This is a genomic window from Plantactinospora sp. CA-290183 (genome assembly GCF_050936375.1).
In the GTDB taxonomy this organism is placed as follows: Bacteria; Actinomycetota; Actinomycetes; order Mycobacteriales; family Micromonosporaceae; genus Plantactinospora.
Genome location: NZ_JBNJMX010000005.1, coordinates 25,866 through 49,155 on the forward strand (window position 1 = coordinate 25,866; position 23,290 = coordinate 49,155).

General features: G+C 74.2%; 17 protein-coding genes and 2 pseudogenes. 10 read left to right on the forward strand and 9 right to left on the reverse strand.

What is annotated here, in order from left to right:
* Nucleotides 1-19 precede the first annotated feature (19 nt).
* Entirely contained in the window at nucleotides 20-1,036 is a 1,017-nt protein-coding gene (locus ACQEUR_RS12260) for a hypothetical protein (protein WP_433029586.1), read from the reverse strand.
* A gap of 119 nt (nucleotides 1,037-1,155) precedes the next feature.
* Nucleotides 1,156-1,944, reverse strand: coding sequence for an aldo/keto reductase (locus ACQEUR_RS12265; RefSeq protein ID WP_433029588.1), 789 nt, complete (start codon nucleotides 1,942-1,944; stop codon nucleotides 1,156-1,158).
* A gap of 76 nt (nucleotides 1,945-2,020) precedes the next feature.
* Between ACQEUR_RS12265 and ACQEUR_RS12270 the strand changes: the two are divergent.
* The 3 genes and pseudogenes from ACQEUR_RS12270 to ACQEUR_RS12280 all read left to right on the forward strand — a co-directional run.
* Nucleotides 2,021-3,079, forward strand: a pseudogene (locus ACQEUR_RS12270) (DNA polymerase ligase N-terminal domain-containing protein); the annotation flags it as partial.
* Nucleotides 3,080-3,215: 136 nt separating this feature from the next.
* Nucleotides 3,216-4,421 carry a threonine synthase gene (locus ACQEUR_RS12275; protein ID WP_433029590.1) on the forward strand — a complete coding sequence of 402 codons (1,206 nt, stop codon included), beginning with the start codon at nucleotides 3,216-3,218 and terminating at the stop codon, nucleotides 4,419-4,421.
* 133 nt (nucleotides 4,422-4,554) lie between these two features.
* Entirely contained in the window at nucleotides 4,555-5,958 is a 1,404-nt protein-coding gene (locus ACQEUR_RS12280) for an MGH1-like glycoside hydrolase domain-containing protein (protein ID WP_433029592.1), read from the forward strand.
* Nucleotides 5,959-6,045: 87 nt separating this feature from the next.
* Here ACQEUR_RS12280 and ACQEUR_RS12285 read toward each other — a convergent pair whose 3' ends face one another.
* Both ACQEUR_RS12285 and ACQEUR_RS12290 read right to left on the reverse strand, forming a co-directional pair.
* A complete protein-coding gene (locus ACQEUR_RS12285; RefSeq protein ID WP_433029594.1) occupies nucleotides 6,046-6,435 on the reverse strand; it encodes a cupin domain-containing protein in 390 nt (129 codons plus the stop codon).
* Between the two features lie 426 nt (nucleotides 6,436-6,861).
* Nucleotides 6,862-7,272 carry a hypothetical protein gene (locus ACQEUR_RS12290; RefSeq protein ID WP_433029596.1) on the reverse strand — a complete coding sequence of 137 codons (411 nt, stop codon included), beginning with the start codon at nucleotides 7,270-7,272 and terminating at the stop codon, nucleotides 6,862-6,864.
* A gap of 268 nt (nucleotides 7,273-7,540) precedes the next feature.
* Between ACQEUR_RS12290 and ACQEUR_RS12295 the strand changes: the two genes are divergently transcribed.
* The gene (locus ACQEUR_RS12295; protein ID WP_433030021.1) at nucleotides 7,541-8,488 is read left to right on the forward strand and encodes an NAD-dependent protein deacetylase; all 948 of its coding nucleotides are present in this window, start codon (nucleotides 7,541-7,543) and stop codon (nucleotides 8,486-8,488) included.
* On the opposite strand, the gene ACQEUR_RS12300 is transcribed toward ACQEUR_RS12295, so the two are convergent.
* The 3 genes from ACQEUR_RS12300 to ACQEUR_RS12310 form a co-directional block, all read right to left on the reverse strand.
* Complete coding sequence (locus ACQEUR_RS12300) at nucleotides 8,466-9,482, reverse strand: DMT family transporter (RefSeq protein ID WP_433029598.1); 1,017 nt, start codon at nucleotides 9,480-9,482, stop codon at nucleotides 8,466-8,468. The genes ACQEUR_RS12295 and ACQEUR_RS12300 overlap by 23 nt on opposite strands.
* Before the next feature lie 310 nt (nucleotides 9,483-9,792).
* Complete coding sequence (locus ACQEUR_RS12305; protein WP_433029600.1) at nucleotides 9,793-10,083, reverse strand: HesB/IscA family protein; 291 nt, start codon at nucleotides 10,081-10,083, stop codon at nucleotides 9,793-9,795.
* Nucleotides 10,084-10,376: 293 nt separating this feature from the next.
* Complete coding sequence (locus ACQEUR_RS12310) at nucleotides 10,377-11,096, reverse strand: FAD-dependent oxidoreductase (RefSeq protein ID WP_433029602.1); 720 nt, start codon at nucleotides 11,094-11,096, stop codon at nucleotides 10,377-10,379.
* Nucleotides 11,097-11,716: 620 nt separating this feature from the next.
* Between ACQEUR_RS12310 and aceB the strand changes: the two genes are divergently transcribed.
* The 6 genes from aceB (at nucleotide 11,717) to ACQEUR_RS12340 (ending at nucleotide 20,665) form a co-directional block, all read left to right on the forward strand.
* The gene (aceB, locus tag ACQEUR_RS12315) at nucleotides 11,717-13,300 is read left to right on the forward strand and encodes a malate synthase A (RefSeq protein WP_433029604.1); all 1,584 of its coding nucleotides are present in this window, start codon (nucleotides 11,717-11,719) and stop codon (nucleotides 13,298-13,300) included.
* A gap of 46 nt (nucleotides 13,301-13,346) precedes the next feature.
* Entirely contained in the window at nucleotides 13,347-14,813 is a 1,467-nt protein-coding gene (locus ACQEUR_RS12320) for an FAD-linked oxidase C-terminal domain-containing protein (protein ID WP_433029606.1), read from the forward strand.
* Nucleotides 14,814-14,816: 3 nt separating this feature from the next.
* A complete protein-coding gene (locus ACQEUR_RS12325; protein WP_433029608.1) occupies nucleotides 14,817-16,211 on the forward strand; it encodes an FAD-binding oxidoreductase in 1,395 nt (464 codons plus the stop codon).
* Nucleotides 16,211-17,728: a (Fe-S)-binding protein gene (locus tag ACQEUR_RS12330; RefSeq protein WP_433029610.1), complete on the forward strand. Its 1,518-nt coding sequence runs from the start codon at nucleotides 16,211-16,213 to the stop codon at nucleotides 17,726-17,728. Before ACQEUR_RS12325 ends, ACQEUR_RS12330 begins: the two co-directional genes overlap by 1 nt.
* Before the next feature lie 90 nt (nucleotides 17,729-17,818).
* Nucleotides 17,819-19,177, forward strand: a complete 1,359-nt coding sequence (locus tag ACQEUR_RS12335; protein ID WP_433029612.1) for a serine hydrolase domain-containing protein — start codon at nucleotides 17,819-17,821, stop codon at nucleotides 19,175-19,177.
* 231 nt (nucleotides 19,178-19,408) lie between these two features.
* The gene (locus ACQEUR_RS12340; RefSeq protein ID WP_433030023.1) at nucleotides 19,409-20,665 is read left to right on the forward strand and encodes a multidrug effflux MFS transporter; all 1,257 of its coding nucleotides are present in this window, start codon (nucleotides 19,409-19,411) and stop codon (nucleotides 20,663-20,665) included.
* Between the two features lie 110 nt (nucleotides 20,666-20,775).
* Here the strand turns inward: ACQEUR_RS12340 and ACQEUR_RS12345 are convergent.
* Together ACQEUR_RS12345 and ACQEUR_RS12350 are read right to left on the reverse strand one after the other, a co-directional pair.
* Nucleotides 20,776-21,406: pseudogene (locus ACQEUR_RS12345) on the reverse strand (pyridoxamine 5'-phosphate oxidase family protein).
* A 165-nt stretch (nucleotides 21,407-21,571) separates the two neighbouring features.
* Nucleotides 21,572-23,080 carry an Nramp family divalent metal transporter gene (locus ACQEUR_RS12350; protein WP_433029614.1) on the reverse strand — a complete coding sequence of 503 codons (1,509 nt, stop codon included), beginning with the start codon at nucleotides 23,078-23,080 and terminating at the stop codon, nucleotides 21,572-21,574.
* Between the last annotated feature and the right edge of the window lie 210 nt (nucleotides 23,081-23,290).

Consider the following 23,290-nt stretch of genomic DNA (forward strand, 5'->3'; position numbering starts at 1 on the left):
AGCGGGCCGGCCGCGGGCCTCAGCCCAGCGACGGTCCGGTCGGGGTCCGGGGCGCGTCCCCCGGGCCGACCTCCAACCACGAACCGGCGTCGGCGGGGTCGGCGAAGACGATCCGGCTCAGGTCGGGCCCACCCGGGTCACCGGCGAGCACGCCCGGCACCGCCGACAGCATCGCCCGGCCCTGTGCCCCCTGCGGCGGGACCGTCGGCGGCAGACCGGGCCGCCCCGGCGGCAGGACCGGCGCCAGCGCCCGGAACGCCGACCGGACCCGGTCCGCGCCGTACCCGGCCGGGTGGTCGGTCGCGCGCAGCACCAGCCCGCCGTGCCGCAGCGGCAGCACCTCGGCGAAGGCGCCCGAGGCGCGCAGCCGGTCCGGGCCGCCGAGCCGGGCCGCCAACTCCTTCGGGCAGACCGTCACCCACTCGTAGCCGCGCAGGTGGCCACGGCTCTCCCGGGCCGAGACGGCCGCGGAACGCCCCAGTGCCGCGTCGAGGATGGTGGCCGGGGCCAGGCTGGTCGCGTTGACCACGATCTCGCCGTACGCCGGGTCGGTGGCGTCGCCGACCAGCCGCGCCAGCTCCAGCAGGGCCGGCAGCACCAGTGACAGGCGGCCGGGCCGGTCCTCGAACCCGATCGAGATCTGCAACCTGACCTGCTCCGGTCCGGCGAACCGGTCGAGGAAGACGTCCAGCTCCGAGGCGACGGAGTTCGGCGCGGGCTCGAACCAGCGCGCCGAGAGCTGGCGGCAGTCCGGCGTGAGTCCCTCCGCCCACCGGCCCGGGCGGCGTCGCCGGCCCCGCCCGGTGGCGTCCTGCTCGAAGGCGGTCAGCGAGACCGCGGGTTCGGTGGCCCCGGCCGGATGCACGAACGGGACCAGCAGCCGGCACGCCTCCTCGTACCACCAGCGGGCCAGCGGGCCGAACCGCGCCCGGTCGTCACCGCAGTCCAGATAGAGCAGCCAGGTGACGAAGTCCGGCTCCGGCCCCCGCCCGGATTCCGGCTGGCCGCCCACCCCGTCGAATAGCTGGTCGTACACCGTTCCCCCCTCGCCACACCGCTCCCCCGGCGTCTGAGCCGACAGGGTAGCCCTCCGCCCTGCTCACCGGCTCCCGGCGTGGGGTCGGCGGCCAGAGGGCACTGCGCGGCGAGGGTTGGTCACCGGCCCATCGCGTCGAGCTGGCGGCGTTCGCTCTCGCTCAGCGAGAAGCCGAAGATGTCGAAGTTCTCCCTGATCCGGGCCGGGGTGGCCGACTTGGGGATGACCACGATGCCGTGGTCGACGTGCCAGCGCAGCACCACCTGACCCGGGGTGACCCCGTGCGCCTTCGCGATCCCGACCAGCACCGGGTCGCGCAGGTCGGTGGTCTTCAACGGGCTGTAGCCCTCCAGCACCACCCCCCGGTCGCGGTTCTCGGCCAACTGCTGCGGGTCGTGCAGGGCCGGGCCCCAGCGCACCTGGTTGACCGCGGGCGCCTCCTCGGTCGCCTCGATCAGCGCGTCGAGCTGGATGGTGTCGTAGTTGCTCACCCCGACCGTACGGGCCAGGCCCTCGTCGCGGACGGCGAGCAGCTCCCGCCAGGTGGCGATGCTGGCCGGATCGGCGGAGGGCGGCCAGTGGATCAGCCACAGGTCGACGTACCCGGTGTCGAGGGCGGCCAGGCTCGCCTGGATCGTCTCGCGTTCCCGGCCGGCCCGCTCCGGCGGCAGCTTGGTGGTGATGAAGATGTCCTCCCGGGGCACCCCGCTGTCCCGCACCGCCCGGCCGACCTCGTCCTCGTTGCCGTACATGGTGGCGGTGTCGATGTGCCGGTAACCGACGTCGAGCGCTTCCCGGACGGCCTCGTACGCCCGGCGGCCGGTGATCTGCCAGGTGCCGAAGCCGAGGATCGGCATCCGGACCTCGCTGGGCAGCTGGACGGTTGGCTGGTCGCTGGGTGGGCTCATGGTTCCGTTCCTACCCGGGCTGCCCGCCGGCATGCACGCCACCCCGGAGCGGCCCGGGTGGGCGGACAATACCGCCATGGGGGATCCGCTGGACGAATACCGGCGCAGGCGCGACCCGGCCCGTACCCCGGAACCGGTGCCGGAGGGCGACCCGCGATCCCGGCCGGGGCACGGCGACCGGTTCGTCGTCCAGCAGCACCACGCCCGGTCGCTGCACTGGGACCTGCGGCTGGAGCGCGACGGGGTACTCGCCTCCTGGGCGGTGCCGCGCGGGCTGCCGCGCGAGCCGGGGCGCAGCCACCTCGCGGTGCACACCGAGGACCACCCGATGGAGTACCTCGAATTCCACGGCGAGATTCCGGCCGGCGAGTACGGCGGTGGCCGGATGACGATCTTCGACCGGGGCCGGTACGCCTGCGAGAAGTGGCGGGACGACGAGGTGTTGATCGTGCTGGACGGCGAGCGGGTCTCCGGCCGCTACGTGCTGTTCCGCACGACGCGGGACGCCGGCACCGGCCGGGACTGGATGGTCCGGCGGCTGGATCCGGCACCGCCGGGCTGGACCTCGATGCCCGAACGGCTGCACCCGATGCGCCCGGCGCACGCCGCGCGGCTGCCGGGCGACGACGCGGCGTGGGGCTACGAGATGCGCTGGGGCGGCACCCGGGCGATCGGGTACGTCGCCGGGGGCCGGCTGCGGCTGATGTCCGAGGCGGACGAGGAGATCACGTCGGCGTACCCGGGGTTGCGGGAGCTGGCCGAGGAGCTGGCGCCGACCGAGGCGGTACTCGACGGTGAGCTGGTCACCTTCGACCCCGCCGGTCGGGTGCGCCCAGCGGCGCCCCGGACGGGCGGGCGGCGCGGCACCGGATCCACCACCACCCAGTACCTGATCTTCGACCTGCTCTGGTTGGAGGGCGCGCCCAGCCTCGACCTGCCGTACGCCCAGCGCCGGGAGCTGCTCGACGGGCTGGCGCTCACCGGCCCGCACTGGCAGACCCCGCCGTACTTTCCGGCCGGCGGCCGGTACGCGCTCGACGCGAGTCGCGAGCAGGGCCTGCCCGGGGTCGTGGCCAAACGGCTGGACAGCCCCTATCTCCCCGGCCGGCGGTCCCGGCACTGGCTCACCGTGGACGCCGGCGGTCGGGGCGCCGCGTCGTCGCGGGGTGGAGGTCGCGGGGAAGAAAGTGACCCGGCGCGCACCCCTGCCGGCCCGGACCGGCCCCGAGGTTAGGGATCATGGGGGTGATCCGAGCACTGGAGGCCAGACGGTGTACCTGACGCACCTCGCATGCCCGCGCTGCGGCGCCCGCCACGACGCCCACCGGCCGCAGAACCTCTGCTCCTGCGGGTCACCGCTGCTGGCCCGCTACGACCTGGACGCGGTCCGGCGGGCGGTCCGGCCGGACGACCTGGCGGGCCGGCCGGCCGACCTGTGGCGCTACCGGGAGCTGCTGCCGGTCGCCGACGACGCCAACGTCACCACCTTCGGCGAGGGATGGACGCCGATGTTGCCGGCGCCGCGCTACGGCGAGCGGATCGGCGTACCCGGTCTGCTGGTCAAGGACGAGGGCCTGGTGCCGACCGGCTCGTTCAAGGCCCGCGGCGCCGCGGTCGGGGTGTCCCGGGCGCGTGAGCTGGGCATCCGACGGGTCGGCATGCCGACCAACGGCAACGCGGGCGCGGCCTGGGCCACGTACGCGGCCCGGGCCGGGCTGCGGGCCACCGTCGCCATGCCGCTGGGCGCGCCCACCATCACCCGCCGGGAGTGTGTCGCCGCCGGGGCCGACCTGCACCTGATCGACGGCCTGATCAGCGACGCCGGCCGGTACGTCGCGAGGCTGATCGCCGAGTCGGCCGGCTCGCCGGGCGAGGGGATCTTCGACGTCGGCACCCTCAGGGAGCCGTACCGGCTGGAGGGCAAGAAGACCATGGGGTACGAGATCGTCGAACAGCTCGGCTGGCAGGTGCCGGACGTGATCCTCTACCCCACCGGCGGCGGCGTGGGGCTGATCGGCATCCACAAGGCGCTGCACGAGATGCGCGAGCTGGGCTGGATCGGCGCCACCTTCCCCCGGCTGGTGGCCGTACAGTCGACCGGCTGCGCGCCGATCGTCCGGGCCTTCGGCGGCGGCGCGACCCGGGCCGAGCCGTGGGCCGACGCCTGGACGGTGGCCTTCGGCATCAACGTCCCCGCGCCGCTGGGCGACGAGCTGATCCTCGACGCGCTGCGCGACACCTCCGGTACGGCCGTCGCCGTCGACGACGAGGCGATCCTCGCGGACCTGCGGGAGTTCGGCGCGCTGGAGGGCCTGCTGCTCTGCCCGGAGGGGGCGGCCTGCCTGACCGCGGCCCGGCGGCTGCGGGCCGGCGGCTGGATCCGGGCGGACGAGCGGGTCGTGGTGCTCAACACCGGGGCGGGGCTGAAGTACCCGGAGACCGTGGACGTGGACGACCTGCCGGTGGTCGCCGCCTAGAAGGATCGGCACCTCCGGTCCGTGCCGTCCCCCGGCCGGGCAGCCGACCGGAATGTGACAATGACGCGCCGCCCGGGCCGCCCGTTAGGAGGTTATGGATCAGGTCGCGAGGTCCGCCGGAACAGAGCCGTCGGTGCCCCCCGTCGGGGCGCCCGCCGGGTTGGACGAGCCCGGTGCGGCCGGCGCTCCGCCGTGGCCGGACGCGGCCGCGATCCTCGACGCCAACTGGACCGGTCGGCACACCGTGCCGTCCCGGACGCTCTATCCGCACCAGTGGAGCTGGGACGCCGGGTTCATCGCGATCGGGTTGGCGCACGCCGCCCCGGACCGCGCCTGGTTGGACCTGCGCAGCCTCTTCGCGGCGCAGTGGCCGGACGGGCGGGTGCCGCACATCGTCTTCGACCCGGGTGTGACCGAACGCGACTACTTTCCCGGTCCGAGCCTCTGGACCGGCGGCGACCGGCCGGTCCCGAACGGCGTCCCCGCCGTCCCGGGCAGCGGGATCGTGCAGCCGCCCGTGCACGCCCTCGGCGCCTGGGCGGTCTACCGGCGCGCACCCGGTACGGCCGCGGCTGAGCAGTTGCGCTGGCTCTACCCCCGGCTGGTGGCCCAGCAGGAGTATCTCGGCACCGCGCGGGACGTGGGCGGGGCGGGACTGAGCAGCATCGTGCATCCGTGGGAGTCGGGGCTGGACAACAGCCCGTCCTGGGACGAGGCGCTGGGCGCCGTGCCGGTCGTCGCGGACCTGCTGCGCCGGTACGCCCGGCGGGACAACCGGGTGGTCGCCTCCAACCATCGCCCCACCGACGAGGACTACAGCCGCTACCTGAGCATTGCGCTGTCGTACCGGGACGGGGGTTACCGGGACGCGGACCTGCGGACCCGGCATTCGTTCCTGGTCGAGTGCCCCGGTTTCAACACGCTGCGCGGGGCGGCGGAGCTGGCGCTGGCCCGGATCGCCGGGGTGGTCGGGGCCGATCCCGCGCCGCACCGGGCCCGGGCGGCGGCGATCACCCGGCTGCTGGTCGACCGGCTCTTCGATCCGGGTACCGGGATGTTCCACTCGTTGGACGTCCGCACCGGCCGGCGCAGCCCGGCCCGCTGCGTCAACGGGCTGCTGCCGCTGGTCCTGCCCGACCTGCCGGCGGCGCGGGTGTCGGACCTGGTGGCCGAGATCGTCTCGGCCAGGTTCGGGGTCGACGAGCGGATGCCGGTGCCCAGCTACGACCGCTCCGCCGCCGACTTCGACCCGTACCGGTACTGGCGCGGACCGGTCTGGTTCAATATCAACTGGCTGCTCTTCCGGGGGCTGCGGGGGCACGGCCGGGACGCGCTGGCGGCGACGCTGCGCACCGCGCTGCTCGGCCTCGCCCGCCGGTCCGGCTACTACGAGTACTTCCACCCGGACACCGGGGAGGGCATCGGCTCGCCCGCCTTCGGCTGGACCGCCGCGCTCGCCCTGGACCTGCGGGCCGACGGCGGCGTCCGCGGGGTCGCGCCGGAGCTGCCGGAACAGCCGGCGCGGTCGTCCCGGTAGGTGCGCCGAGTCCTCGGGGCCGTCGGAACGGTCGCCGGGCGCAGGAGGGCTTCGGGCACCCGGTCCGGGTGCCCGATCACCCGTCGGTCACTGCGAGGGTGGCTCGTCCTTGCCCGCCTCCTCCAGACGGTCCGCCTCCTCCTTCGTCCGGTGCACCGCCTGGTCGGCGTGCTCCGGCGGCCCGTAGACGGTGTAGAGGATGAGCGGGTTCGGCCCGCTGTTGACAAAGTTGTGCTTCCGCCCGGCCGGTACGACGACCAGGTCGCCCTGGGCCACCTGCCGGGTCTGGCCGGAGACCCGGGCCTCGCCGGTGCCGCTGACGAAGGTGAGGATCTGGTCCACCTCGTGGACCTCCTCACCGATCTCGCCGCCCGGCGGGATCGTCATGACGACCAACTGCGTGTGCTTGCCGGTCCAGAGGACCCGCCGGAAGTCCGGGTTCTGCTCTGCGACGGTAGCGATCGTGTAGTGCTCCATGTCCGCCTCTTACCCCTCCCGGGGGTGGATAAAGCGGCCCAGTGGGGTGACAGTTGCCCGCGGTACGGCTGGGGAGGGCGGGAGGCTCCCTACCAGGTCCGGCCCGGCCCCAGGTTTGGTTACGCCGACGGTGGGAAACCCCACACCTGACCGGAACGGCAGCCACCGGACCGGTCGAGCCGAGTCCCCGCCGGGCGTACCGCCGATGGGCTGCGCGGGCGGGAGACGGCCAGAGCGCGGCGACGCCCGGATCCTCGGGCGGCGCCGCGCGCTCATGTGTGGAGGTCTCCGGGCGCCGCCGGAAACCGGCGCGGACGGCACCGGTCCCCGCGGTCCGGGTCGACCACGGGGACCGGGCTCCGATGGGGACGTCACCGGCATGGAGGAGCTACCGGTGCCGGCCCGCCATCGGGGTATCGGCGGGGATCAGGACGAGACGTGCAGGTGGAAGGCGCGGTCGGCGGGCGTGCCGGCGCTGTTCCAGGTCTGCACGAAGACGCCGTTCGGTACGCCGGCCCGGCCGACGACGGCGATCTCCCCGGGCGGGGACGCGCCGACGCTGCCGGTCAGGCCGAGGGTGGCGGTAAAGGCCGACCTGGTGATGTTCTGGATGAACACCACCTGGTACTGCCCCACGGCCAACCGGGTGGAGGAGACCGCGCCGAATCCCCGGGCGAGCGCCCCGTTGGAATTGACCACGGCGAAGAGGCCCTGGGCGGTGGGCGGCATGCCGGCCGCGGTGGCCGGTACGGCCAGGATGCCGACCCCCTCGGCCTCGGTGCCGGTGGCGGGCGGTTGTTCGGTTGCGGCGTACTTGGCCTCACTGGCTTCGGACATGGTGGTGCTCCTTGCTGGTCGGGCCGGTCTGCGGCCCAGTGACGAGGGATTGATCCGGCGGTACGCCCGGTGGGATGGCATCGGGCCACGCCCGCGTACCTGCCTGTCATCGACGTTACGTTGAGTTAGCGTCCAATCACACTTAGCACGCATGTCCGATCACGGACAGTTATCTCCGCAGGTGGCGACCGACATGGCCGGCGACACCGGTCACCCACGGTTCGCCGCCGCCGTGCCGGCGAGGCAGCATGGACGGGTGGAGACACTGATGTCCGGCGGACACGGCGGACACGGCGGGTACGGCCCCCTGGCGGAGCTGCTGGCCGGCGGCGGGGTCGTCGTGCTCAGCGGCGCCGGGCTGTCGACCGAGTCCGGGATCCCCGACTACCGGGGACCCAGCGGAGTAGCCCGGCGACACACGCCGATGACGTACCAGACCTTCGTCGGTGACCCCGTCGCCCGCCGCCGCTACTGGGCCCGCAGCCACCTCGGCTGGCGGACCATCGCCCGGGCGGCCCCGAACGCCGGCCACCGGGCGGTCGCCGAGCTGCAACGGCGCGGGCTGCTGACCGGCGTGGTGACCCAGAACGTGGACGGGCTGCACCAGGCCGCCGGCGCCAGGTCGGTTGTCGAGCTGCACGGCAACCTGGCCCGGGTCAGCTGTCTGGGCTGTGGCGACTCCACCCCCCGGGAGGAGCTCGACCGGCGGCTGCGGGCCGTCAACCCCCGGTTCACCGCCCGGTACGACACGCTCAACCCGGACGGCGATGTCGAGCTGCCCGACGCCGTGGTCGACGACTTCCGGATCGTGGACTGCGCGTCGTGTCCGGGCGGCGTCCTGAAGCCGGATGTCGTCTTCTTCGGTGAGTCCGTGCCCCCGGAGCGGGTCCGGGCCTGTTTCGACCTCGTCGAACAGGCCCGGCTGCTCCTGGTGCTGGGCTCCTCCCTGACGGTGATGTCGGGCCGCCGGTTCGTGGTCCGCGCCGCGAAGCACGACATCCCCGTGGTGATCGTCAATCAGGGCCCGACCCGGGGCGACGACTACGCGTCGCTGACCGTCGACGCCCCGCTCGGGGTGGTCCTGCCCGAGCTGGTCCGGCTCCTCGACCGGCCCCTCCGACGGCTGGTCGACGAGGGTGCCACCCGGACCGCCGTACCGGCCGGCCCGGACACCCGCACCGCCGGCACCGGCGTCACCCCGGTCGCCGCCGGCTAGCGTCACCCGGTCCGGCGGGCACCACCGCGGGGTTGCCGGCGGGCTCCGCCGGCACTCCCACGGCCGCCGGCACCCCCGCAGCCGCCGGCACCCTGGCGGCGAGCACCACCGCCGCCCCGAGCAACGCGGCTCCGGCGAGGCCGACCGGGCCGAGCCGGTCGCCGAGGAGCAGCGCGGCGAGCAGGGCGCCGACCAGGGGCTCCAACAGGGCCATCAGCGCCGCCGTACCCGCCTCGACCGTGCGCAGGCCCCGGAAGTAGAGCAGGTACGCCAGCGCGGTCGGCCCGGTGCCGAGGGCGACCAGCAGCGCGAGAGCGGGAAGTCCCGGCGTGAACCCGAGTCCCGCTCCGGCGGCGGCGAACGGGGCCAGCAGCAGGCCGCCGACGGTGAAGCCGAGCCCGGTGGTGGCCAGCTCGTCCAGGCCCGCCACCGGCCGCACACCGACCAGGGTGAGCGTGGCGAAGCCGGCGGCGGAGGCCAGCGCGAGACCCGCGCTGGAGAGCACCGCCACCGGGGCGAAGCCATCGGCGGGAAGCCCGACCAGCAGCCCGAGGCCGGCCAGCGCCAGGCAGCTCGCGGTGACGGCCCGGCGGTCGAGCCGGCTCCGGCCGGTCACCGCCTGCACGGCGAGTACGAGCACCGGAGCGGTGCCGATGGTGATCAGCGTGGCCAGGCTGACCGAGGTCAGCGCGACGGCGCCGAAGTAGCTGGCCTGGTAGAGGGCGCTCAACAGGCCGACCACGACGATCCTGGTCCAGGCGGCCCGGTGCCGGGGCCACCGCCGCCCGACGACGGCGAGGAAGGCCAGGATCACCGCACCGCCGATGCCGAGCCGGTAGGTCGCCACCGCCATCGGGGCGAGATCGACGGTGCGGTACAACAGGCTTCCGGTCAGCCCACCGGTGCCCCAGAGAATGCCGGCGACGGTCAGGTAGCACAGGCCGGCGGTTGGCCGGCGGCGCGCGGCGGCCGGCGAGAGTCGAGAGGTGTGCATGAGGGTTCGCGCTCCTGCGACGAGAGAGGAAACGACAACAGTCGAGGTCGGTCGCGGAAGCGGGGCGTGCCCGGATCACCCACGGCGAAGCGGCGCACCGGCCGGTTTCGGCTCGGCGCGCTGGCGGTCCGCCCCGCTCAGGAGCGGGGTGGCGGGGTGATCGGGAAGCGGCGGTGCACGTCGGAAACTCTAGACGAGCGGCGCACGGCGGACCGGCCCGTACCATCCGGACAGGACGGTGCGGGCCGGCCCGGCGCCGGTGGATCGGCCGGGTCGACGGGTGCGCGGCGGGTGGCCGGCGTCGTCGCGGTCAGCTCTCGGACGGCCCCTCGGTGAACCCGAACTGCACCGCCCCCTGCGCGTCGATGGCGGCGTCCAGCGCCTTGTCGTCGAGGATCTGGGCGGCCTGCGGATCCAGGAAGACCCGGGCACCGTCGCTGTCCACCACCTGGTCACCCTGGGCCGGGCTCTCCGCCAGGGCCAGGGTCAGCGAACCGGCGGTCAGGTCGCTGGCGATGCGCAGCCCGGCTCCGGGCGGCACCTCCTGCTGGGTGGTCAGGTCACGGATCACGAGCACGGCGTTGTCGGTCATGGTGAGCATGGAAATCTCCTCGTGGATTTCTTCTGTGCGATCGGCCGGCACGCTTCGTGGCGCGCAACGGCACACGCGAGAGGCCACGGAGGCCAACGGACACGGCATCGGTCCACGGTCGTCCGCCGGTGGCGGGCCGGACCGACACCCGGGGTACGGCGGGTGTCGTCTTTCTCGAATTGGGTCGGTGCAACTAGCCGTACTTGCCCTACGTTGCCGCTTCCAACCCGATTCGTCAAATGCGGTGAGCCGCCCGCGCCACCGTGCTATGGAACCGCCACCGCAGGTCGCCCGGGGGCCGCTCAGACGGCGGCCGGGACCGCGTCGAGCAGGCGTCGGATCTCGTGTACGGCGCTGCGCCCGGCCCGGTTCGCGCCGACCGTGCTCGCCGACGGCCCGTAGCCGACCAGGTGGATCCGCGGGTCGGCGACCACCCGGGTCCCGTCCATCACGATGCCGCCACCGGGCCCACGCAGCCGCAGCGGAGCCAGGTGCTCCAGTACGGGCCGGAACCCGGTGCACCAGAGGATCACGTCGGCGGCGAACCCGGTCCCGTCGGCCCAGACCACGCCCTGCGGGGTGATCCGGTCGAACATCGGCAGCCGGTGCAGGACCCCCTCGGCACGCAGCCGTCGCAGCGTCGGCGTCAGCCCCAGGCCGGTGGCGCCGACCACGCTGCCCGGCGGCTGCCCCGCCCGTACCCGCGCGTCGACCCGGGCCACCGCGGCCCGGCCCTCCTCCCGGCTGAAGTCCTGGTGGAACACCGGCGGTCGCCGGGTGACCCAGCGGGTGGCCGCGGCCACCTCGGAGATCTCGGCCAGCAGTTGTACGGCGGACGTCCCGCCGCCGACGACGACCACCCGCCGGCCGGCGAACTCCGCCGGGCCCCGGTAGTCGGCGGTGTGCACCTGCCGGCCCCGGAACGACGCCTGCCCCGGGTAGTGCGGCCAGAACGGTCGCCGCCAGGTTCCGGTCGCGTTGACCAGCGCCCGGGTCGTCCACCCGCCCGCGTCGCTGAGCACGTCGAGACGCCCGTCGGCCCGGTCGTGTACCGCCCGCCGTCACGGTGACCGGCCGGTGCACCGGCAGCGCGAACTCCCGCTCGTACCCGGCGAAGTACGCCGATACCACCTCGGCGGCCGGGCGCTCCGGGTCGGGCTCGCCGAGCGGCATCCCGGGCAGGTCGTGAATCCGGTGCACGGCGTCCATCCGCAGCGTCGGCCAGCGCTCCCGCCAGGCGCCGCCCGGCCCGCCGCCGCCGTCCAGCAGCACGTACCCGGTCCCGGGCGGGAACCCGGCCCGGCGCAGGAAGTAGCCGGCGGACAGCCCCGCCTGACCGGCGCCGATCACCAGCACGTCGACGTCCCGCGCGTCACCGTTCCGTCCGCTCACGTCGGTCACAACCTCGGTGGCCGCCCGGTCCGTACCGCCCGACCGCGTCTGCTCGGTCACAGCCCGGGACACCTGCCGGGCCACCGGCGGCGTGCTCCGCCGACCGCAAGATCGCCGTGATCAAGGAGCCCGGTACGCGGCGCGCCGACGACACGCGCGAACAGCTCCCTGATCACCGCGATCAAGTGGGCTCTCGCGGTGGGGTCGTCGGGCCACTAGTGTCGGAGAGAACCACGGTGAGGAGTCGGCGATGAGTCTGGCGCAGGGCATCCAGGTCACCGGTGAGCTGGGCGACCGCTACCAGGAGATCCTCACCCCCGAGGCGCTCGACTTCCTGGCCGCGCTGCACCGCCGCTTCGACGTCCGCCGCCGGGAACTGCTGGCCCGGCGGGACGAGCGCGAGGCGGCGCTCGCGGCCGGCGGACGCCTCGACTTCCTCGCCGAGACGGCCGCGATCCGCGACGACCCGACCTGGCGGGTCGCGGCGCCGGCACCCGGCCTGGTGGACCGCCGGGTCGAGATCACCGGCCCGACCGACGCGAAGATGACCATCAACGCGCTCAACTCGGGTGCCCGGGTCTGGCTCGCCGACCACGAGGACGCCAACACCCCACTGTGGCCCAACGTCGTCACCGGGCAGCTCAACCTCCGGGACGCGATCGCCCGCAAGCTGGAGTTCACCTCCCCCGACGGCCGGCACTACCGGCTGCACGACGGGGAGCTGGCGACCATCGTGGTGCGCCCGCGCGGCTGGCACCTGTCGGAGAAACACATCCTGGTCGACGGCGAGCGCACCTCCGGCAGCCTGGTCGACTTCGGGCTCTACCTCTTCCACTGCGCCCGCGCCCAGCTCGCCGCCGGCGCCGGGCCCTACTTCTACCTGCCGAAGCTGGAGAGCCACCTGGAGGCGCGGCTCTGGAACGACGTGTTCCGGTACGCCCAGGAACGGCTGGGCATCCCGCAGGGCACGATCCGGGCCACCGTCCTGATCGAGACCTTCCCGGCCGCCTTCGAGATGGAGGAGATCCTCTACGAGCTGCGCGAGCACTCGGCGGGGCTGAACGCCGGCCGCTGGGACTACATGTTCAGCGTGATCAAGAAGTTCCGCACCCGGGGAGCGGACTTCCTGCTGCCCGACCGCAACGCGGTGACCATGACCGCACCGTTCATGCGCGCGTACACCGAACTGCTGGTCCGGACCTGCCACCGGCGCGGCGCGCACGCGATCGGCGGGATGGCGGCGTTCATCCCCAGTCGGCGTGACCCGCAGGTCAACGAGACCGCGCTGGCCAAGGTCCGCGAGGACAAGACCCGGGAGGCCGACGACGGCTTCGACGGCTCCTGGGTGGCCCACCCGGACCTGGTGCCGATCTGCCGCGAGGTCTTCGACGGCGTGCTCGGCGACCGGCCGCACCAGCTCGACCGGACCCGGGACGAGGTACGGGTCACCGCCGCCCAGCTGCTCGACGTCGCCGCCACCCCGGGGCGACCCACCGAGGCGGGACTGCGCAACGACGTCAGCGTCGGCGTGCAGTACCTGGCGAGCTGGCTGCGCGGCTCCGGCGCGGTCGCCATCTTCAACCTGATGGAGGACGCGGCCACCGCCGAGATCTCCCGCTCGCAGGTGTGGCAGTGGCTGCACAACGACGTCACCCTCGACACCGGCGAGCGGGTCACCCGGGAGCTGGTCGAGCGGATCGCCGACGAGGAGATCGGCCGGCTCGGCGACGACCCCGGCCGGTACGCCGAGGCGCGGGCCCTGTTCATGGAGGTCGCGGTCGCGGACGACTTCGTCGACTTCCTCACCCTGCCGGCGTACGAACGGATGCCCTGAACGAACGGATGCCCGGAACCGGGCGCGGCCAGCCGGGAGGTCGGCGATGACCAGAGCGGACATCGGGAGACTCGCCGGCGAGCTGCGCGCGGTACTCGGCGCCGGGCAGGTGATCGACGACCACGCCCAGCTGCGCACGTACGAGTGCGACGGGCTGGCCCAGTACCGGGTCGTTCCGGCCCTGGTCGCACTGCCGCGCACCGCGCAGGAGTGCGCCCTCGTGGTCCGCGCGTGCGTCGCCGCCGGGGTGCCGTTCGTGGCCCGGGGCTCCGGCACCGGCCTCTCCGGCGGCGCCCTGCCGCACGCCGACGGGGTGCTCGTGGTCACCTCCCAGCTGCGCGCGATCCTCGACGTCGCGCCGGCCGACGAGCGGGCGGTGGTCGAGCCGGGGGTGATCAACCTCGCGGTCAGCCGGGCCGCCGCCCCGCACGGCTACTACTACGCGCCGGACCCGTCCAGCCAGCAGATCTGCTCCATCGGCGGCAACGTGGCGGAGAACTCCGGCGGGGCACACTGCCTCAAGTACGGCTTCACCACCAACCACGTGCTCGGCCTGGAGGTGGTGACCCCGGACGGCGACCTGGTCCGGCTCGGCGGGCCGGCACCGGACAGTCCCGGGTACGACCTGCTGGGCGCCTTCGTCGGCTCGGAGGGCACCCTCGGGATCGCCACCGAGGTCACCGTACGGCTGGTCCGGCTGCCGGAGTCGGTGCGTACGCTGCTCGCCGCCTTCGCCACGACGGACGCGGCCGGTGCGGCGACCTCGGCGATCATCGCCGCCGGGGTGGTCCCGGCGGCGGTGGAGATGATGGACGCGCTCGCCATCGAGGCGGCCGAGGCGGCGGTGCACTGTGGATATCCGCCGGGTGCGGGCGCGGTGCTGATCGTCGAGCTGGACGGGCCGGCCGCCGAGGTGGAGGCGCAGTTCGGCCAGGTCGAGCGGCTCTGCCGGGACAACGACGCGTTCGAGATCCGGATCGCCGCCGACGACGCGGAGCGGGCGCTGTTCTGGAAGGGCCGCAAGTCGGCGTTCGCCGCGGTGGGCCGGATCAGCCCGGACTACATTGTGCAGGACGGCGTGATCCCGCGTACCGCGCTGCCGGAGGTGCTGCGCCGGATCGCCGAGCTGGCCGCCGAGCGTGGCATCCGGGTGGCGAACGTCTTCCACGCCGGGGACGGCAACCTGCACCCGCTGGTCCTCTTCGACGAGACCGTCAAGGGGCAGACGGAACGGGCCGAGGAACTCTCCGGCGCCATCCTCGACCTCTGTGTCCAGCACGGCGGCTCGATCACCGGCGAGCACGGCGTGGGCATGGACAAGGCGAAGTACCTGCCCCGGATGTACACCGACGACGACCTGGACACCATGCAGCTCGTCCGCTGCGCCTTCGACCCGAGGGGGCTGGCGAACCCCGGCAAGATCTTCCCGACGCCCCGGCTCTGCGGCGAGGTGCCCGGCCGGCACCGGGGTGCCCATCCGCTCCAGGAGGCCGGTCTCGCGGAGGTGTTCTGACCCATGCCCGGATCGGCTCAGCTCGACCCGCAGCTCGCCGCGCTGCGCGCCGCCGTGGCCGGCGCCGACGGTGCCGGTGCGGGTGCGGTTGGCGGTGCCGGGACCGACGGCGGTGCCGGTGCCGGTGCGCCCGGCGGCGATCGGCCCGGCGGCAGCGGCGGCCGTGCCGACGGCGGTGGCCAAGACGGCGGGGAGATCGTGCGGCCGGCCGGCGAACGGGACGCCGTAGCCGGCGTGCCGGCCCGGTTCGTCGCCGTCCCCGGCTCGACCGGGCAGGCGGCGGCGCTGCTGCGGGCCGCGGCGGCACAGCGACTCGCCGTGGTCGTCCGGGGCGCCGGCACCAAACAGGACTGGGGCGCGCCGCCCCGGGCGCTGGACCTGCTCCTGGACACCCGGCGGCTCACCGGGGTGGTCGAACACGCCGCCGGGGACCTCATCGTGGTGGTCCGGGCCGGTACCCGCCTCGGGGACCTGCGCGCGGCGCTCGCCCCGGCCGGGCAGCAGCTCGGGCTGGACGACCCGCTGCCGGGCGCCACGGTCGGCGGCACCGTCTCGGTCAACACCAGCGGGCCGCGCCGGATGCTCTACGGCACCGCCCGGGACCTGCTGATCGGGGTCACCATGGTCCGCGCCGACGGGGTCGTCGCGCACGCCGGGGGCAAGGTGGTGAAGAACGTCGCCGGCTACGACCTGGGCAAGCTGCTGACCGGGGCGTACGGCACGCTGGGGCTGATCACCGAGTGCGTGTTCCGGCTGCACCCGGTGCCGGCCGCCACCGCGTACGTCCGGTGCCGGGCGGACGGGGTGCCGGCGGCCGAGCGCCTGGTCGCCGCGGTGCTGCGGGCACAGCTCGCACCGAGCGCGCTGGAGCTGGACGCACCGCCCGGCGGCGGGATCGACGTCGTGGTGCTGCTGGCGGGGACGCCCGCCGGGGTGGCCGGCCGGGCTGAGGCCGCCCGTCGGCTGTTCGGCGCCGACGCCACCATCGCCGCCGGGGCGCCCGCCGGCTGGGGCCGCTACCCCTGGCGCACCGGCGACGTCGGATTGAAGCTGACCGGGGTGCTCTCCGGCGTACCGGATCTGGTGGCCGCCGCCCGCGCGGTGGGCGACCGGCACGGCGTGCCGATCGGGGTACGCGGCTCGGCCGGCACCGGCGTCCTCTACGCCGGGGTGCCGGCGGCGACCGCACCGGAGCGGGTGCACCGGGTGGTGGAGGAGCTGCGCGGGGCCGCCCGGGAGGCGGGCGGGCACGCCGTGGTGCTGACCGCGCCCGCCCCGGTGCGCGACCGGCTCGACCTCTGGGGGCCGGTCGAGGGACTGGCGCTGATGCGCCGGGTCAAGGACCAGTTCGATCCCGACGCGCGGCTGGCGCCCGGACGTTTCGTGGGAGGGATCTGATGACCGCCACAGCAGGACCGGTCCCGCCGGATGCCGGGCCCCCGGGGTGGACGTCGCCCGGCGGCACCCGGCCGGCGAGCGCCCCCCGCGACGTGCTCGGCCCGGTCGCGCCCGCGGGCCCGCCCGGCCCGGTGGCGTCCCGCGCCGGGCCGGCCTTCGACGAGCACCGGCCGCCGCCGGCCGAGCTGGTCGCCGACTGCGTGCACTGCGGCTTCTGCCTGCCGACCTGCCCCACCTACCTGCTCTGGGGCGAGGAGATGGACTCGCCGCGCGGCCGGATCCACCTGATGCGGCAGGGCCTGGAGGGCGAGCCGCTCTCCGCCACCATGGTCGGGCACTTCGACGCCTGCCTCGGCTGCATGGCGTGCGTCAGCGCCTGCCCGTCCGGGGTGCGCTACGACACGCTGATCGAGCGCACCCGGCAACAGGTCGAGCGCCGGCACACCCGCTCGGTACGGGAGCGGGCGCTCCGCGCGGCGATCTTCGCCCTCTTCCCGTACCCGGAGCGGCTGCGGCTGCTGCGCGGGCCGCTGTGGGCGTACCAGGCGAGCGGTCTGCGCCGGCTGGTGGGCCGCACCGGGCTGCTCCCCCGGCTCGCCCCGACGCTGGCCACGCTGGAGTCGTTGGCGCCCCGGCTCACCCGCGCCTCGCGACCGCCCGACCGGGTCCCCGCGTACGGGCGGCGCCGGGCGGTGGTCGGCATGCTCACCGGCTGCGTGCAGCAGGCCTTCTTTCCGGGGGTGAACGCGGCGACCGCCCGGGTGCTGGCGGCGGAGGGCTGCGAGGTGGTGATCAACCCGGGGCGGCAGGGCTGCTGCGGGGCACTGAGTGTGCACAATGGACGCGAGGAGGAGGCCCGCGGGTTCGCCCGCCGGATGGTCGACGCGTTCGCCGGCACCGGCATCGACTATTTCGTGGTCAACGCCGCCGGGTGCGGCTCCTCGCTCAAGGACTACGCGGACCTGCTCGCCGACGATCCCCGGTACGCCGGACCGGCCGCGGCGTTCGCGTCCCGGGTGCGGGACCTCTCGGAACTGCTGGTCGAACTCGGACCGGTCGCCCGCCGCCACCCGCTGCCGGTCAGCGCGGCCTACCACGACGCCTGCCACCTCGGGCACGCCCAGGGCGTACGGCGCCAGCCCCGCGACCTGCTCCGCGCGATACCGGAACTCGAACTGCACGAGATCGCCGATCCGGAGATCTGCTGCGGCTCGGCCGGGGTGTGGAACGTACTGAATCCGGAGCCGGCCGCCCGGCTCGGCGAGCGCAAGGCCCGGGACGTCCTCGCCACCGGCGCCCGGCTGCTGGTCACCGCCAACCCCGGCTGCCTGATGCAGGTCGCCGCCGCGATCACCCGGCTCGAACGCACACCCGGCGGCGCCCGGGTGCGCAGTGCGGCCGGCGACGCGGGACGGTACGGCGGCGCGAACGGTGCCGGCGGGATGGCGCTGGCGCACACCGCGCAGGTCCTCGACGCCTCGATCCGCAGGCTGCCGGTCGACCACCTGTTGAGGTGACCCCCGACCGTCGCGGGCCGGGCGCCCCCCGGGCGGAATCCGCCTGTCCGTCCGATGGCCCGGCGCCCCGACGGTGGCACGATGGTCGGCATGCCCGTCGCCCGTCGCGCCCTGCTCGGAGCCGGACTCGCCGCCGTCGCCGCCACGGCCACCGGCTGCGCCAGGCCCGCGAGCACCCCGGGCGGTTCCGTCCGGGTCGACCCGACCGCCGGCGCCGAGCCCGCCCGGGCGGCCGCGGTCACCGGGCCCGCCGGTGGGCCGGTACCCCCGGCCACGCCGCCCCCCGCCCCGGGCACCGTCAGCCCCGCCCCGTACGCCGGGCAGGTCACCGCGATCCTCCGGCGCTACCTGCCGGCCACCGCGCAGACCCTCCGGCACAGCGGCTTTCCCGGCGCGGTCGCCCTGGTCCGCGTCGACGGCAGGACGACGGTGCACACCGCCGTCGGCGAGGCCCTGCGCTACGGCGCCGGCCCGACGCTGCTGCCGGCCGGTCAGCGGGTCGCCACGCGCCCCGACTCGATCTTCGACCTCGCCTCGATCACCAAGGTCTACACGTCGATCCTGCTGCTCCAGCAGGTCGACCGGGGCCGGGTGGCGCTGGACGCGCCGGTGGCGAGCTACCTTCCCGGGTTCACCGGAGCGGGCAAGAGCGGCGTCACCGTGGCCATGCTGCTCTCCCACACCAGCGGCCTGCCCGTCGGCGCCACGGTCACCGGCCTGCCCGACAACACCGCCCGGTGGAACGCCGTGCTCGCCACCCCGCTGGTCTCCGGCGCCACCCCGGGCAGCACGTTCCGCTATTCCAGCGTCGGGCTGATGGTGGCGGGCAAGATCGTCGAGAAGGTCGCCGGGCAACCGCTCGACCAGGCCCTGCGGACGTACCTGACCGGCCCGCTCGGGCTGACCGACACCGGTTTCCGGCCCACCACCTGGCTCAGCGCCGCCGCCCGGGCGAGTCGGCTGGCCGCGACCGACGCGCGATCCTCCCGGGGACTGCTCCGGGGCGTGGTCCACGACGACGTGGCCAACCACCTCGGCGGGATCGCCGGCCACGCGGGCATCTTCGCCAGCGCGGCGGATGTCGCCACGCTCGGGCAGTTCCTGCTCGACGGCGGGGTCCACCGGCGCCGGCGCCTCCTCGCCACCGACACCGCCCGGCTGATGGTGACCAACGCCAACACCGGCAAGCCGGCCGTCGACCCGGAGCGCCCCAACCGGACCTCGGCGCACGGCCTCGGGGTGGTGCTCGACCAGCCCTGGTTCATGGGCCGGCTCTCCGGTCCGGGTACCTTCGGCCACACCGGCTTCGCCGGGCCGTCACTCCTCGTCGACCCCGAACGCCGGCTGGTCCTGGCGCTGCTCACCAACCGCGCCCACCCGAACTGGAGCTGGGCGGACCCGGATCCCGCCCGGGTCGCCGTCGCCAACGCCCTCGCCGACGCCCTCTGAACCGGCCCGGCCGGGCCCCCGAGACCGCCCGCCGGTCGACCGCACCCGGCCGGCGGGGACCGTGTGAGCTGAGTTACCTACGGGCGGATCGGGAATTCCGACGGCCCCCAGCGATTTGCTGGCAGGTGTGATCGTTGTGCACAGCCCTGCCCGTGTTCCCACCCGCCGCCGGACGGTGGCCCGATGACCGTGACCATGGACGACCCTCCGCTCGACCGCGGGGAGGCCCCGATGAGCGGTGACGTGGCCACACCCGGCGAGCTGATGACGCCGGCCCAGCGGGTCCGGCTCGTCCTCGTGCTCGGCTCGCTGATCGCCGTCGGCCCGCTGACCATCGACATGTACCTGCCCGCCCTGCCGACCATCGTGGCCGACCTGGAAACCACGTCGGCGGCGGTGCAGATGACCCTCACCGGCACGCTGGCCGGCCTCGCCCTCGGCCAGCTCGTGATCGGGCCGCTCTCCGACAGCCTCGGGCGGCGCCGGCCCCTGATCGCCGGCATCGCCCTGCACGTGGTGGCATCGCTGCTCTGCGTCGTCGCACCGCACATCGGCGTACTCGGCGCGCTGCGGGTGCTGCAGGGGCTGGGCGTGGCGGCGGCCACGGTGGTCGCCATGGCCGTGGTACGGGACCTGTTCAGCGGCGCCGCCTTCGCCACCCTGCTCTCCCGGCTGATGCTGGTGATGGGCGCCGCCCCGGTGCTCGCACCCACCCTGGGCAGCGGGGTGCTGCGCTGGACGGACTGGCGCGGTGTCTTCGTGGTGCTCGCCGTCTTCGGTGTCCTGCTGATCGCCGTCGCCATCTTCGGCCTGCGGGAGACCCTGCCGGTCGAGCGGCGCCGTCGTGGCGGCGTGGTCGACACCGCACGGGTCTACCGGTCGCTGCTGCGGGACCGTACCTTCGTCGGGTTGGTCCTGGTCGCCGGGCTCGCGATGGGTGCCCTCTTCGCGTACGTGGCCGGCTCCTCCTTCGTTTTCCAGGGTCAGTACGGCCTGGACGAGCAGGAGTTCGGGTTCGCCTTCGGGGCCGGTGCGGTCGGGCTGATCGGTGCCACCCAGCTCAACCCCCGGCTGCTGCGTCGCGCCTCCCCGCAGCGGATCCTGCTCACCGCGCTGGGCGTCGGGACGGTGGCCGGGCTCGCGCTGGTGACCTTCGCGGCCACCGGTTTCGGCGGCTTCCCGGCCGTGCTGGCGTCGCTCTGGGTGGTGCTCGCCTCGGCGGGCCTGGCCCTGCCGAACGCGCCGGCCCTGGCGCTCTCCCGGCACGGCGAGGCCGCCGGCACGGCCTCCGCGCTGCTGGGCGCCGTGCAGTTCGGGGTGGGCGCGCTCGCCGCACCGCTGGTGGGCGTGCTCGGTACCGGAAGTCTGGCGATGGCCGTGGTGGTGGCCGGCGGGATGATCACCGCGACGATCGTGCTCCTCACCGTCGTGCGGCCCGGGCGGCTCGGCGAGCTGGAGCCGGACCTGGTGCCGGTCGCCGCGCACTGATCCTCGCCGACGACACCGACCGACAACACGTTCGCGGGGGACCGACCGGTGCCGGTCGGTCCCCCGCGAACGTGTCGGGCCCGGCCCGGGTGACCGGGGCCGCCCGCCGCTCAGCCCCGGTAGAGACCCTTGGCGTAGTCGGGGCCGTAGTAGCGCTCCAACTCCTCCAGGCTCTCCTCGATCCGCTGCACGGCCTTGACGATCCGCGGATGTGGCGGCAGCACCTCCGGATGCCAGCTCTCCGGCTGCCACAGCTGCGAGCGGAGGAACGCCTTGGCACAGTGGAAGAAGATCTGCTCGATCTCGACCACGATGGCCAGCACCGGCCGGTGTCCCTTGACCACCATCCGGTCGAAGAACGGGGCGTCGGACCAGCCGGGCCCGCCCGTTGATCCGCAGCGTCTCGCCCCGGCCGGGGATCAGGTAGAGCAGGCCGACGTGCGGGTTGGCCAGCAGGTTGTGGAAGCCGTCGGCGCGGCGGTTGCCGGGGCGTTCCGGAATCGCGATGGTGGTGTCGTCGAGGACGAGGGTGAAGCCGGGCGGGTCGCCCTTGGGCGACACGTCACAGCTACCGTCCGCGCCGGCCGTCGCGACGAGGCAGAACGGCGAGGCGGCCAGCCACTCCCGGTCCATCTCGTGCAGCCGTACCCGCTCCTTGGTCACCGCCCGCGGCATCACCTCGCCGAGCAGCTCCCGCAGCTCGTTCCCGGACGTGACCTCCACCAGCCCGGTCGTCGTCATACTGCCCTCCCCGTCGTCGGCCCGTACCGGCAACCTACGCCTGGCCCGCACCGCCGTCACGGGGTTTGTGACCGCGCTCCTGTCCGGTGTCCCGCCCCGCGGCCGAGGTGTTAGGAAGGGCCCCTTCCTATACAAAAAGCGATAAGAAGGGGCCCTTCCTTACACCTAGAAGGTGATCAGCGGATCACCGACGAGGTCGGCGACGAAGTTGACGAAGAAGAAGCCGAAGAAGAGCACGTTCGCGACGAGCAACACGTAGTGCCACGGGCGGGGCCGCGCCGGCCGGGGCAGCCGGCTGTTCAGGTACATCAGCATGAAGGGGTAGATCAGGGCGCCCAGGTTGGACATGTTCGCCGACCACTGCACCAGGTTGACCGGCAGCGCGAGGTGCAGCACCACCGCGATGATCACCAGCAGCAGGAGCATGAACGGGTAGTAGAAGCGGCGCGGGTCGCCCTCCAGCAGCCGGCGCAGCCGGGGACTGGTCCCGTGCGCCGCGTCGGTGCTGACCCGCACCATCCCCTCGAAGATGCCGAGCTGGGTGCTGAACAGCACCAGCACGCCGACCAGCAGCATGCCGTAGAACATCAGCGGGCCGTAGTCCGGTTCGAGGGCGGTGGCCACGAAGGTCGGTACGTCGGCCGCGCTCGGCACCGTGCCGGAGACCCGCACCGCGTGCGCCATCAGGAGGGTGGGCAGCAGCATCCCCAGCATGGCCCCGACGAAGAAGATCCCCCACATGTCGGTGAGGAGCAGCCGGTACCAGCGCCGCCAGCGGGCCGCGTTCGCCGGGTCGTCCGGGAAGGTGACCCCGGTGGCGAGCACCTCCCGCCGCTCGCCGCGCAGGCCGGAGAGGTACCCGGTGCGGTGACCCATGCCGTAGCCCTTGTCCCGGTAGTGGCCCATCACGTACCAGTTGAGGCCGGAGGCCAGCGCGGTGAAGCCGGCCAGCCCGCCGAGCTGGGTCGCGGTGATCCCCTCGGGCGGTGCGGCCGGGGTGAAGAAGCCCCGGATCCCCTCCCACCACAGGTCGAAGGGGACCACCAGCAGCGCGACGGCCAGCAGCACCACCAGGACGGTGCCGACCATCACCCAGTTGGCCAGTTCGAGGGCCCGGCTGATCCGCTTCGCCCCGGCGGTGATGGCGAAGACCAGCACCAGCAGGGCGATGGCCCAGAGCCGGGGTTCCTCCGCCCCGGCGGGCGCGACCTCGCCGTGGATCAGCGCGTACACGCCCTGGCCCGCCGAGGCGGCCCATCCCCCGGCGATGAACGCGAAGATGACCAGGAACACCGAGAGCGGTACCCAGAGCAGGCGGCCGGGCGGCACCCGTCCCCAGCCGACGACCGGTGCCTCGCCGGTGGCCAGCACGTAGCGGGAGCATTCGACGTTGTAGAAGGTCTGCAGGATCGCCGAGACCAGGATGACCCAGCCGACGCCGACGAAACCGAACTGCCCCACCGCCTGCGGGCCGAGCAGCCACTCGCCGCTGCCGATGGAGATGCCGAGCGCGATCAGGCTCGGGCCGAGGGCGTACTTGAACAGCTCCCGCGGCCCGATCCGGCGTACCTTGAACACCTCCTCCGGGTCGGGCAGGTCCGCGACGGCGAGCGCGGGTCGACTGGTGCCAAGTGGATAGGAGTGGACATCCGGGACCTCAGTTGCCTCCGCCATGAGATGCCTCCTTGGAAGATCCCCCCGGACATCAATCGTCATGCATGGTCAATCACCAGGCAATAATCGATGTTCATCAGAACGGCTCGGATCGGCACCCGTACGGCCCGGCGCAGGTGTCCTAGATCTGACTGCGCACGGCTCTGACCAGGAGCAACGTAGGGACCGCAGCATCCGATCGCGTTCCGTGGTGTCCGGCGCCACCGCAGC